Source organism: Meridianimarinicoccus aquatilis, from assembly GCF_004358675.1.
Classification (GTDB): domain Bacteria; phylum Pseudomonadota; class Alphaproteobacteria; order Rhodobacterales; family Rhodobacteraceae; genus Meridianimarinicoccus; species Meridianimarinicoccus aquatilis.
The window spans coordinates 1-10,747 of the sequence record NZ_SMZO01000084.1 but is presented as its reverse complement, the minus strand read 5'-3'; the positions used below and the strand labels follow the sequence as shown (position 1 = coordinate 10,747).

9 protein-coding genes, 1 pseudogene and 1 riboswitch are annotated in these 10,747 nt (G+C 60.5%); of the genes and pseudogenes, 7 read left to right on the top strand and 3 right to left on the bottom strand.

What is annotated here, in order from left to right; translation table 11 throughout:
* A partial coding sequence (locus E2L05_RS19275) for an AAA family ATPase (protein WP_165971816.1) occupies window positions 1-1,342 on the bottom strand: 1,342 nt, incomplete at its 3' end.
* A gap of 217 nt (window positions 1,343-1,559) precedes the next feature.
* A riboswitch (cobalamin riboswitch) is annotated at window positions 1,560-1,777 on the top strand.
* Between the two features lie 36 nt (window positions 1,778-1,813).
* Here E2L05_RS19275 and E2L05_RS19270 point away from each other — a divergent pair.
* The 3 genes from E2L05_RS19270 to cobN all read left to right on the top strand — a co-directional run bounded on the left by E2L05_RS19270 (window position 1,814) and on the right by cobN (window position 7,497).
* A complete protein-coding gene (locus tag E2L05_RS19270; RefSeq protein ID WP_133344552.1) occupies window positions 1,814-2,491 on the top strand; it encodes an energy-coupling factor ABC transporter permease in 678 nt (225 codons plus the stop codon).
* A gap of 108 nt (window positions 2,492-2,599) precedes the next feature.
* Entirely contained in the window at window positions 2,600-3,703 is a 1,104-nt protein-coding gene (gene cobW / locus E2L05_RS19265; protein ID WP_133344549.1) for a cobalamin biosynthesis protein CobW, read from the top strand.
* Between the two features lie 83 nt (window positions 3,704-3,786).
* Entirely contained in the window at window positions 3,787-7,497 is a 3,711-nt protein-coding gene (gene cobN, locus E2L05_RS19260) for a cobaltochelatase subunit CobN (RefSeq protein WP_133344547.1), read from the top strand.
* Between the two features lie 13 nt (window positions 7,498-7,510).
* Here the strand turns inward: cobN and E2L05_RS19255 are convergent, their stop codons facing one another.
* Window positions 7,511-7,888 (bottom strand): hypothetical protein, encoded by a 378-nt coding sequence (locus E2L05_RS19255; protein WP_133344545.1) that lies wholly within the window; start codon window positions 7,886-7,888, stop codon window positions 7,511-7,513.
* A 284-nt stretch (window positions 7,889-8,172) separates the two neighbouring features.
* Between E2L05_RS19255 and E2L05_RS19250 the strand changes: the two genes are divergently transcribed.
* Genes E2L05_RS19250 through E2L05_RS19235 form a run of 4 tightly spaced genes read left to right on the top strand, consistent with a single transcriptional unit; the run spans window position 8,173 to window position 10,512 of the window.
* Window positions 8,173-8,523 carry a CidA/LrgA family protein gene (locus E2L05_RS19250; RefSeq protein WP_133344543.1) on the top strand — a complete coding sequence of 117 codons (351 nt, stop codon included), beginning with the start codon at window positions 8,173-8,175 and terminating at the stop codon, window positions 8,521-8,523.
* Complete coding sequence (locus E2L05_RS19245) at window positions 8,520-9,236, top strand: LrgB family protein (protein WP_133344541.1); 717 nt, start codon at window positions 8,520-8,522, stop codon at window positions 9,234-9,236. The genes E2L05_RS19250 and E2L05_RS19245 overlap by 4 nt, the downstream gene beginning before the upstream one ends.
* 60 nt (window positions 9,237-9,296) lie before the next feature.
* Window positions 9,297-9,923, top strand: coding sequence for a cob(I)yrinic acid a,c-diamide adenosyltransferase (gene cobO, locus E2L05_RS19240; RefSeq protein ID WP_133344539.1), 627 nt, complete (start codon window positions 9,297-9,299; stop codon window positions 9,921-9,923).
* A 46-nt stretch (window positions 9,924-9,969) separates the two neighbouring features.
* Window positions 9,970-10,512, top strand: a complete 543-nt coding sequence (locus E2L05_RS19235) for an NADPH-dependent FMN reductase (RefSeq protein ID WP_133344537.1) — start codon at window positions 9,970-9,972, stop codon at window positions 10,510-10,512.
* Between the two features lie 115 nt (window positions 10,513-10,627).
* Here E2L05_RS19235 and E2L05_RS21190 read toward each other — a convergent pair.
* Window positions 10,628-10,747: pseudogene (locus E2L05_RS21190) on the bottom strand (FAD-dependent oxidoreductase); the annotation flags it as partial.

The following is a 10,747-nucleotide window of genomic DNA, read 5'->3' as shown; positions in this document are numbered from 1 at the left end:
TCATCGCTTCTTCAGCCTCTGATTGTGCCACCGCACCCATGGCGGCGGCTTGGCGCGCCGTTTCAACGGCGGCGCGGGCGGCCTCTGCTTCTGCCGCACTTCTGTCCAGCGTCTTGCGGCTGTCCACCAAAAGGCGTTCCACGGAACTGTGCCGGGCCACAAGGCGGGCCACTTCTTCGGTCAACGCCGACAATGCATCTTCGCGATCGGCCAGAACTTCAGCGGCGTCTTGTGCGGCTTCAAGCGCCTGCGCCAAACGGTCTTCGTGGCCTTCCGCCGCGCTCTGCAACTCGGACGTTTCCCAATCCAGCCGGGCCATCGTGTCGCCGGCGTCGTGGGTCAATGCCTGTTCGCGGTCACTGTCTCGGGCCAACTGCGTCAGCCGCCCTTCCAATGCAGTGATCTGATCGCGAGCACGCAGTTCGCGGTCACGCAGGGTGTCCCGCTCAACGGTCAGACGCTGCAATACGGCGCCTGCGATGGCCTGCTCTTCGCGCAAGGGCGGGAGCGCGTCTTCCGCAGCTTCGCGGGCAGCAGCGGCGGTGCGGCTGGCCACTTCAGCCTGAGCCGCTGTTCGCACCGCTTCGGTCAAGCCAGCCTTTGCATCGGCGAGCGCTAGATCGGCGTCTCGCCAGCGCCGATAGATCAACAACCATTCCGCCGCGCGCAAGTCTGTCCCGATGGCGCGATACCGGGCGGCTTGCTTGGCCTGCCGTGCCAATTGCCCAAGCTGCCCAGAAAGCTGGTCCACCACATCCGCCACGCGATCAAGGTTGGTTTCCGTGCCCCGCAGCTTCAGCTCTGCCTCATGGCGGCGTTGATACAGACCCGAAATCCCAGCCGCCTCTTCCAGAATGCGCCGACGGGATTTGGGTTTCGCGTTGATCAATTCGGAAATCTGGCCTTGCCGGACCAAAGCCGGAGAGTGTGAGCCGGTGGAGGCATCTGCAAACAACATCTGCACATCCCGCGCGCGCACCTCGCGGGTGTTACATTTATAGGCAGACCCGGCGTCGCGGGTGATCCGGCGCACCACTTCGATCGTGTCGCTGTCGTTGAAACCAGCAGGCGCCAATCGTTCACTGTTGTCCACTTGCAGACTGACTTCGGCAAAGTTGCGGGCGGGCCGGGTGGCCGCCCCGGCAAAGATCACATCCTCCATCCCGCCGCCGCGCATCGCCGTGGGCCTGTTTTCGCCCATCACCCAGCGCAAAGCTTCGAGAAGATTGGATTTTCCACACCCGTTCGGCCCGACGACACCGGTCAGACCCCGCGCGATCACAAGATCGGTGGGGTCCACGAAGCTTTTGAAGCCATTGAGTCTGAGCTTTATGAACTGCACGCCAAAGCGCCTTTTGGGGTGAATCAAAGGTGAGACCAAGTGTCCCCGACACGCGTCAACCTGTCAATTCCCAAACCCTGCATATGGCCGCAATTTACCACCAAACCCCCATATGTAGCCGTAGGTAAACAAATCTATGTTTGCACCGCAGGCCTTACCGCAAGAGTTTGCCAGCAATGAAACTGCATGTCGCAGTTGACTCGGCCATAGTTAAGGCGGCATGCAGATCGTGCATGGTTCGCCATGGTGCACAGCATCGGCGATCAAATGGGAATGCGGAACGGGTGACCCAATCGGGGCCCGCAGCCGCAGCCGCCCCCGCGACTGTCAGCGGCGAGCGCGCGTTCATTACCACTGGGTTCTCAAGGATCCGGGAAGGGAACGAAAGCGCAACGACCCGCGAGCCAGGAGACCAGCCATGCGGCACAGGAAACCAGCTGCCGGGGATGGCAGCTTTGGAGACGAGATAAAATGCATATCGAACCGGGCGTCGTAGATGGCGCAAAAATTGCTCTTAGCTATGCCACCGCCGCAGGCGCCACGGCCTATTCCGCAAAACTGGTCTGGACCGATCTGGTGGACCGCGGCGTTGTCTCGCTAGCAGCACGCAGCATCATGGCCACAATCGCCGTGTTCGTGTTCTTTGAAATTCTGCCGCACTTCTCGGCGGGCGTTTCCGAAGTTCACTTCATCCTTGGAACCACGCTTTTGCTGATCCTCGGGGCCGCGCCAGCCGCCATCGGGCTCGCGGGCGGGCTTTTGTTGCAGGGCCTGTTGTTCGCTCCGATTGACCTGCCGCAGTTTGGCATGAACCTGACCACGCTGCTGGTGCCGATGTTCGGGCTGCATTACATGGCGAACCGCATCATTGCACCGGGCACGGCGTATGTGGATCTGAGCTATGCGCAAACGCTCAAGTTGTCCGCCGCGTATCAGGGTGGGATTGTCGCTTGGGTCGCGTTCTGGGCTGTGTATGGCCAAGGCTTCGGCGCAGAAACGCTGGCGTCGATCGCCGCCTTCGGGGCTGCTTACGCTGCTGTTCTGATCATTGAGCCGATTGCAGACCTTGCGGTTCTGGCGGGCGCCAAAGCGCTGAAAGGCAAACTTGGGACGCCGTGGGTCACCCCACGGCTCTACAACGCAGCCTGAGCGATGACCCGGGGCCTTGCGCCCCGACCTTTGACATGACTGATTGCACGCACCGGGCCAATCGGACCCGGTGCGCTTTTTGTTAGGTTTCCCGCAAGGATGATCCACATGCCCGCCAAAATCCCCGCCACCGTTGTCACCGGCTTTCTCGGGGCCGGAAAAACGACACTGATCCGCCACATGCTGACCAATGCTGGCGGCAAACGCATCGCGTTGATCATCAATGAATTTGGCGATCTGGGCGTCGATGGTGACATTCTCAAAGGGTGCGGCATCGAAGGCTGTGCAGATGATGACGTGATGGAGCTGTCGAATGGCTGCATCTGCTGCACAGTCGCCGAAGATTTCATTCCCACGCTGGAAAAGCTGCTGGCCCGCGACACGCCTCCGGATCACATCGTTATTGAAACCTCTGGTCTTGCCCTTCCGCAACCTTTGGTGCGCGCCTTTGGATGGCCCGAAATCCGAACGCGTGTTACGGTAGATGGCGTGGTGACTGTTGTTGATGGCAAAGCCGTAGCAGACGGGCGATTTGCCCATTCCGTGGAAGCCGTGGACGCGCAGCGCAAGCTTGATGAAAATCTGGACCACGAAACGCCGCTGTCCGAATTGTTCGAAGACCAGATTGCCTGCGCAGACATGATTGTCGTGAACAAATCCGACCTTCTGGGCGACGAGGCCGCCGAAGAGTTGGCTGCGAAACTCAAGGCCGAGGCCCGCAAAGGGGTGCAGGTGGTGCGCACGTCTATGGGAGCGCTTCCAGTGGACGTTCTGCTTGGACAAGCAGTTGGGGCCGAAGACGACCTGACCGCGCGCGGCGAGGTGCACCACCACCATCACGATGATCATCACGACGATCACGATCATCACGACCACGACCATGATCACGATCACGATCACCATCATCACGACCATGATCATGATCATGATGCCTTTGAGAGCTTTGTGGTGACCTGCCCCGAAGTGACGGACCCGGCCGCATTTACGGCGCTCTTGGCAGAGACGATCCAAAGCCACGACATTCTGCGCCTAAAGGGGTTTGCCGCCGTGGCCGGCAAGCCTATGCGGTTGACTTTGCAGGCTGTTGGCCCCCGCGTGGACAGCTACTTCGACCGCCCCTTCGCACCCGGAGAGGCGCGCACCACACGGCTTGTGGTGATTGGTCAGGCAGGGCTGGATCGCGCTGCAATTACCGCTGCACTCGCCGCGTAACAATCTGGCCCCAGCAACGTCCGGGGCAAGTTCCCCGATGCCCCGCGTGCCTGTGCGCGGTGCATTGAACAGGAGTGGTCTTTATGCACCTTCTCGCCGCAACACCCGGAAACCTTGACGACGGGCAGGAACCGGTGGACCTTGGGCAGACCCCGGCCGATCTGGTTGTGCTGTCTGCGGCCGATACGGAACTTGCCGCGCTCAGCGAAGCGCGAGGGGCCATGACGTCGCCGGTGGATTTGCGTTTGGGCAACCTGATGCATCTGCGGCACCCGCTGTCGGTCGACCTGCACGTCCAGAACTGCGCCGTGAAATCAAAGATGGTGGTGGCCCGCGTGTTGGGCGGCACCGGGTATTGGCGCTATGGGCTGGAACAATACGCGGCGCATTTGCACGCGGCCGGCGTGCCATTTGTGGCCCTGCCCGGCGATGACAAGCCCGATGACGAGCTTTGGCAATTATCCACAGTCGCGCGCACCGATTGGGAGGCGCTTTGGGCCTATCTTGTGGAAGGGGGGCCAGAAAACGCCGCGCATTTTCTAGGCTATGCGCAGGCCATGATCGACGGTGAAACGGACCGCCCTCCGGCGGCGCGCCCTTTGCTCAAATCAGGGCTTTACTGGCCAGGTCTGGGCACAACTGGCCTGGCCGCGCTGCGTGCGCAGTGGACCGAAAGCGCGCCTGTCGTGCCCATTGTGTTCTATCGTGCTCTGCTGCAAGGGGCCGGGCTGCACCCGATCAACAGGCTGGTCAAGGAACTGGCCCGGCGCGGGTTGAATCCCATGCCTATTTTCGTGGCGTCCCTTAAGGACCCCCTGAGCGCAGGGCTATTGGAAGAGATGTTCCGTGCAGCGACGCCAGATGTGATCCTGAACTGTACGGCTTTTGCTGTCGGCACGCCGGAACAGGCGGCTGGCGGCGCGGGGGCTTCGAACCCCCTTGCCGCCCCGTTCGCGCAAGGCGCGCCCGTGTTCCAGGTCGTTCTGTCGAGCGCATCTGAAGAGAGTTGGGAAGAGGGCCTGACCGGTCTTGGGGCGCGCGACATTGCAATGAACGTCGCCTTGCCGGAAGTGGACGGGCGGATTTTGTCACGCGCAATCAGCTTCAAGGGCGAAGCGTTCTTTGATGAGGCCACGCAATGCCCGATCGCCACTTATCGCGCCCGCGGCGACCGGGTGTCTTTTGTGGCGGACTTGGCGGCCAATTGGGCACAGCTCCGCAATACAACCCCGGCAGAACGTCACGTGGCCTTGGTGCTTGCGAATTATCCCAACAAAGACGGACGGTTGGCCAATGGTGTCGGACTGGACACCCCCGCCGCAACCGTCCACGTGCTGCGTCTTTTGCGCGGCGCTGGGTATAGTGTCGAAGACATTCCAGATGATGCAGACGCGTTGATGCGCGCAATCTTGGCCGGGCCAACGAATTGGCTGCCGGACAGAGCCGAGCGCAAGGGAGGCGTGCGGTTGTCCTTGGACCGATACAAGGCCAGCTTTGATGCGTTGCCTTTGGATGTCCGGCAGCGGATTGAAGACCGTTGGGGGGCACCAGAGAATGATCCTTTTGCCGGACCGGATGGTTTCGCGCTTTCGGTGCTTCGGTATGGCAACGTGACCGTCGGTCTACAGCCTGCGCGCGGGTACAACATTGATCCAGAAGCAACGTATCATGCGCCTGACCTTGTGCCACCGCACAACTATCTCGCTTTCTATATCTGGCTGAGGCAGGAACAGCGCGCGCAGGCCATCGTTCACATGGGCAAACATGGCAATCTGGAGTGGCTGCCCGGAAAAGCGCTCGCTCTTTCCGAGGCATGCCTGCCGGAGGCGGTGTTGGGCCCGGTTCCTCATGTCTATCCGTTCATCGTCAACGACCCTGGAGAAGGCACGCAGGCCAAGCGGCGCGCGCAAGCCGTGATCATAGATCACCTGACCCCGCCACTGACCCGCGCGGAAAGTTATGGCCCGCTGCGGGATCTGGAGGCATTGGTCGACGAATACTATGAGGCGGCGGGTATGGACCCGCGGCGGATATCGCATCTGCGCCGCGAAATTGTCAGCCTGTGCGACGCCACCGGTCTGGGCGAGGATGCCGGATTGACCGGAGATGACGAAGATCGCGATCTGGCAAAACTGGATGCGTGGTTATGTGAGTTGAAGGAGGCGCAGATCCGCGATGGGTTGCATGTGTTTGGCCAAGCCCCCGAGGGACGGCTGGCGAACGATCTGGTACAAGCCCTTGTGCGCGTTCCGCGCCGTGACGGAACCGGGCGCGATGCGTCCTTGCAGCGGGCGTTAGCCGAGGACTTGGGTCTGGGGGCCACGTTCGACCCGTTGGATTGTGACATGGCTGCGCCATGGACTGGCCCGCGCCCCGCTACTTTGAGCGAGGGCGGTGTGTGGCGCAGCGCCGGTGACACGGTTGAACGATTGGAGGCCCTCGCGTCGCGGTTGATTGATGGCTCTACCGAAGCACCCGGCCCCAGAAGTGCCGCAGTCATGGCCGGCGTAAACGAGGACGTGACGCCGTTGGTTGCCGGCTGCGGGGCCGCAGAGGGTGCGGGGCTTCTCGCCGCCCTTTCAGGGCACTTCGTCGCCCCGGGCGCGTCCGGGGCCCCGACCCGCGGGCGTCTTGATGTGTTGCCAACTGGCCGAAACTTCTTCTCAGTGGACAGCCGCGCCATCCCCACCCCGACCGCTTGGGCCTTGGGGTGGAAATCAGCGAACATGTTGATTGAGCGTCACTTGCAAGATCAGGGTGACTGGCCGCGCGCAATGTTGCTGACAGCGTGGGGGACCGCCAATATGCGCACCGGCGGCGACGACATCGCCCAAGCGCTCGCACTTATGGGGGTAAAGCCTCGTTGGGACGATGCACGCCGCCGCGTGGTAGGGTTTGAGATCATCCCTGCCACCGCTTTGGGCAGGCCCCGGGTGGATGTCACGCTCAGGGTTTCGGGCTTTTTCCGCGACGCGTTTCCAGCGCAAATCGATCTGGTGGACAGCGCCGCGCGGGCAGTCATGGCGCTGAATGAACCGGAAGACATAAACCCAGCAGCAGCGCGGGCCGCGATGGAGGGACCAGACGGCCAGTTCCGGGTCTTCGGGTCAAAGCCCGGCGCGTATGGCGCAGGACTTCAGGCGCTGATCGATGAACGGCTTTGGTCGAACGAAGCTGACCTTGCCGACGCCTATTTGCAGTGGGGTTCTTACGCATACGGCAAGGGGTCTGCGGGCGACTTAGCGCGCGCCGCCTTGGAAACGCGGCTTGGTCAAGTTGATGCGGTGGTCCAAAATCAGGACAACCGCGAGCATGACCTGCTGGACAGCGACGATTACTATCAATTCGAAGGGGGCGCTGCGTCAGCGGTGAAACATCTGCAAGGCGTTGCGCGGCCAATCTATCACAACGACCATTCCCGGCCCGAGCGCCCCATCATCCGGACGCTGGACGAAGAAATCGCCCGAGTGGTGCGGTCCCGTGTCGTGAACCCAAAATGGATCGAGGGGGTCAAACGCCACGGATACAAAGGCGCGTTCGAGATCGCCGCGACGGTGGACTACCTTTTCGCGTTTGCGGCCACGACGGACGCGGTTCTTGGCCATCATTTCGACGCCGTAGAGGCGGCATTCCTTGGCGACGATAACACCCGCGCGTTCATCGAAGAACACAACCCAAGTGCCCTGCGAGAAATCGCGGAGCGGTTTCAGGAGGCGATTGACCGGGATATGTGGCAGCCAAAGTCAAACTCTGCGCGCGAACGGATCGCGGCAGCAGCGCGAGGCCGTATCTGATTGTGTGACAGCGTCAATTCGGCAATGCATATCGCCATTGGGGGCGCAAGATTGCGGGAGGTTCGCCGTCACAATTCAAAAAGGCTTCTGCCATAACGCGGTCACCGTACATCGTGCCGGGCCGCACGACGCATCCGCTCGCCGTTTCAATCGCAGTTCGAGATAACAGCAGCATTTGACGCAGGCCCGGTTCTGCCATGACGCTGGTGCGCACCGACTCCGCGCGCTGCGATGTATGGTGGACGGTAAATGAATGGCCACCAACGGTAAGGCGTGTGCTTTGCGCCCCGAACATTGGCGGGCTGGGGCTGTCGCAAGACACTGCGAATAGCACCGCAAGCACACATGCCAGGCTGCGCATCACGCGAAGGTTCGCTTTTTCGGTGTTCATCACACGCAATCCTGCAGTCGCCGCTATCTATGGTGCGTTAGGCGCGGTTAAAGAAGCGTAAAAGGCCCGTCGAAGTGGCGCATTCGTGATCGTTTGGCACATCGCGGACGATCATGACAGGCAAGGTACCGCAGATGAATTGGCTGGCCCGTTCCGATCAAAGGCGGCAGACAACAAGATGCCCCATCCGGTTGTAAAAACGGACACAGCACGCTGGAACAGCCTGACCGGGATAGCCAAAGAAGCAGGGCGTGATAACACGAGGCATCATCAAGGAGCACTCTATGCTGCATGCCATCGCCATTTTGCTCACCTGCCAACTGGTCGGTCAGGTCACGGTCACCGCATTATCCCTCAGTTTGCCGGGCCCCGTGCTTGGCATGGCGCTTCTTGTCGGGTTGATGCTTGCAGTGCCGAAACTCTATGACGTCGTGCGCGAATTGAGTGAGGGGCTGCTGGCGCATCTGTCGTTATTGTTCGTGCCTGCCGGTGTGGGTGTGGTGGCGCATCTGCCGCTGCTGGGTCAAAACGGTCCGGCACTGCTGGTTGCACTGGTTGTCAGCACAGTGGGCGGGCTGACCGTGAGCGTGCTGGTCTTTTCAGCCGTGCTTCGGCTGGTGGAGCGCGGCGCATGACCCCGGTTTCTGACATCTGGGTCTATCTGACCGACAGCCCTTTGTGGTGGCTGACAGCCACGGTGCTTGCCTATGCCGTAGGGGATTGGGCATTTCGCGCAAGTGGGCGCAAACCGTTCGTCAATTCCGTGCTTATCGCAATGATTTTGCTCTCCGCACTGCTTGTTGTCACCGGCACAAGCTATGAGATTTATTTTGACGGCGCACAGTTTGTGCACTTCCTGCTGGGTCCGGCGACAGTCGCATTGGCTGTGCCGCTCTATGTGAACCGGCATCGTATATTGCGCACCGCGCTTCCGATGCTTGCTGCGCTGGTGGCAGGGTCACTGACAGCGATGCTTTTGGGTTTGGGCGTAGGTTGGGCGCTGGGTCTGCGCGGCGAGGTCTTGCTGTCTTTGGCCCCGAAATCAGCCACCTCGCCCATCGCCATCGGCGTTGCGGAAGCCATCGGCGCGATTCCGTCGCTGACGGCCGCTCTGGTCATCCTGACCGGCATCCTTGGCGCTGTCATCGTGACCCCGCTTTACGATGCCCTTGGCGTGCGCGATTACAGGGCGCGCGGGTTTGCGACCGGCAGTTCCGCCAGCGGGATCGGAACGGCACGCGCCTTTCAGGTCGACCCGGTGGCCGGGGCATTCGCAGGCATCGCAATGGGGCTGAACGCCCTGTTTACTGCTGTCGCAACACCGCTTGTTGTTGACTGGTTGTTCTGACCGGGGTTTACGGCGCGCCGCAGATCACCGACATTGTTGGTCGCACAGGAAGAGGACATCATGACCGAACAACCCAAGCCGCAGGATGATCTTGCCCGCCACGCTGCAAAAATGGCCAAGAAGAAGGCCGCGCGGGACAAGATAATGGCAACCAAAGAAGGGGAAAAGGGCCTCGTGATCGTTCATACCGGCAAGGGAAAGGGCAAATCCTCGGCCGCATTCGGAATGATCTTTCGGTGCATTGCCCACGATATGCCCTGCGCCGTCGTGCAATTCATCAAAGGCGGCATGAGCACGGGCGAGCGCGATTTGATCTTGTCGAATTTCGCCGACAAATGTGCGTTCCACACGATGGGCGAAGGGTTTACATGGGAAACCCAAGACCGCGCGCGCGACACAGAAATGGCACAAGCAGCGTGGGAAAAAGCAAAAGAGCTTATCCGCGACCCATCCAACCGGATGGTACTTCTGGACGAGATCAACATCGCCCTGCGCTATGACTATTTGGATATCGCCGACGTGGTCGCCTTTCTGGAAGCTGAAAAGCCCGAGATGACCCACGTGGTGCTGACCGGCCGCAATGCCAAGGACGAGCTGATCGAAGCAGCCGATCTGGTTACAGAGATGGAATTAGTCAAACATCCCTTCCGGTCGGGCATCAAGGCGCAAATCGGAGTGGAGTTCTAGCAGCATCGCCTTACCTGTGACGTATCGTGATCAAAGGGAAAATTGAATGGCAACGCTGAAAGTGACTGGGCTGTGCGGATCACTGCGCCGAGAGTCCTATAACCTCAAGCTTATGAACGAAGCGGTCCGGCTGTTTGGGGATTGCAGCTTTACGCAACCAGATATTCGGTTCGCGGTGTTCGATGAGGACATAGAAAAAGATACCGGCATCCCACCCGAAGTACAGGCCGCAGCGGACGCGATTGCGCAGGCAGATGCCGTGATCATCGCTTCGCCCGAATACAATCAATCCATTTCCGGCGTGCTAAAGAATGCGCTGGACTGGATCAGCCGAACAGAGGGCTCACCGTGGCTGCGCAAACCGGTTGCCATCATGTCGGCAAACGCGGGCCGCGCCGGTGGTGCGCGGGGTCAATACGCACTGCGTTTGTGCATGACACCGTTCCGCCCGCTGATGGTGCCGGGGCCAGAAGTCATGGTGGCCGGACCAGCAAAAGAGTTTGATGAACACGGACGCCTGCAAAACGATCACTATGAAAAATCACTGGCAGATCTGATGACGGAATTGAGGCGCGCCGCCGAAGCCTGATGACGCGCGAAATGCAGCGTTGCTCGCTGATATTTTGCCGAGTGCATGGTGAGCGTTCCAACCGAAAACCGAGCGCCAAGATTTTTGATCAAACGTCTTCTGCGTTGCACCGGGGTCAGATGTTGTCTTCCACACGAAAACCGGGCGGAATTTCACCCTGACCGCGAAGGATAAGATCGGCCATAACTTCCGCGACCTTCGGCGCCATGCCAAAGCCGATCTTGAACCCACCATT

Bases quoted from the DNA above. Each gene is read 5' to 3' on its own strand.
- E2L05_RS19245 (WP_133344541.1), top strand. From the start codon at position 8,520: ATGACCCCGGTTTCTGACATCTGGGTCTATCTGACCGACAGCCCTTTG.
- E2L05_RS19255 (WP_133344545.1), bottom strand. From the start codon at position 7,888: ATGAACACCGAAAAAGCGAACCTTCGCGTGATGCGCAGCCTGGCATGT.
- cobW (WP_133344549.1), top strand. From the start codon at position 2,600: ATGCCCGCCAAAATCCCCGCCACCGTTGTCACCGGCTTTCTCGGGGCC.
- E2L05_RS19250 (WP_133344543.1), top strand. From the start codon at position 8,173: ATGCTGCATGCCATCGCCATTTTGCTCACCTGCCAACTGGTCGGTCAG.
- E2L05_RS19235 (WP_133344537.1), top strand. From the start codon at position 9,970: ATGGCAACGCTGAAAGTGACTGGGCTGTGCGGATCACTGCGCCGAGAG.
- cobN (WP_133344547.1), top strand. From the start codon at position 3,787: ATGCACCTTCTCGCCGCAACACCCGGAAACCTTGACGACGGGCAGGAA.
- cobO (WP_133344539.1), top strand. From the start codon at position 9,297: ATGACCGAACAACCCAAGCCGCAGGATGATCTTGCCCGCCACGCTGCA.
- E2L05_RS19270 (WP_133344552.1), top strand. From the start codon at position 1,814: ATGCATATCGAACCGGGCGTCGTAGATGGCGCAAAAATTGCTCTTAGC.